This is a genomic window from Alcanivorax sp. UBA3183 (assembly GCF_002364155.1).
GTDB classification, from domain to species: Bacteria; Pseudomonadota; Gammaproteobacteria; order Pseudomonadales; family Alcanivoracaceae; genus Alcanivorax; species Alcanivorax jadensis.
The window spans coordinates 926-1,712 of the sequence record NZ_DEXN01000010.1; the positions used below are offsets into that span (position 1 = coordinate 926).

Consider the following 787-nt stretch of genomic DNA (forward strand, 5'->3'; position numbering starts at 1 on the left):
GCCATGACCACCGCCTACCAGATCGCCCGCCCGGGCCAGGTGGGTGTCTACAACTATTCCTCCGTAGTCTGGGCTGCTCTACTGGGCTGGATGTTCTGGGGGGAAACCCTGGTCCTGACCACCCTGATCGGCACCCTGCTAATTGTCGCCGCCGGCGTCTGGAACCTGAAAAGCCGCTAGTAAATACCAAAAAAGGATCTTCAAGGGCCTATTGGATATTGGCCCGTAGAGAAGGACACGAGGCGACGAAATCCCCTATGCTCGTGGGTCGGCAAAACAACAAACAGGATTCATTCATGCATTCATTGAAACTCAGCCTGCTGTTGATCAGCACGATCATCCTTTCCGGCTGCGACGGACTGGCAAAATGGGCCTACGAGAGTGGCTTGAGCCTGGAAAAGGGTCGTGCCGGCCTGACAGATCAGACCGTGGAAACCCGCGACGGCATTCAGTGGCATCTGCTGCGCAGTGAAGGCCAGCAGGACAAGCCGGTGGTGCTGTTGATCCACGGTTTCGGGGCCGATTCCAGTAACTGGGTGCGCTTCGTCAACGAGCTGGAAGGCGATTTCCATTTTGTGGTGCCGGACCTGCCGGGCCACGGCGAAACCACCCGTAATACGGATATGGATTACACCATGGCGTCCCAGGCCCAGCGCCTGGTCACCCTGATGGACACCCTGGAGATTCCCGCCTATCACGTTGCCGGCAATTCCATGGGCGGCGCAATTACCCTGGCCATGGCGCAACAAGCCCCACAGCAGGTGCTTTCCATGGGGCTGGTGGATGC

At 58.4% G+C, this 787-nt stretch carries 2 protein-coding genes; both read left to right on the forward strand.

Translation table 11 applies throughout. The features are described 5' to 3' along the window. On the forward strand, window positions 1-180 hold a 180-nt coding region (locus B3Q33_RS04615), incomplete at its 5' end, for an EamA family transporter (RefSeq protein ID WP_286827047.1). Window positions 181-296: 116 nt separating this feature from the next. Then, a partial coding sequence (locus B3Q33_RS04620) for an alpha/beta fold hydrolase (RefSeq protein ID WP_286827049.1) occupies window positions 297-787 on the forward strand: 491 nt, incomplete at its 3' end.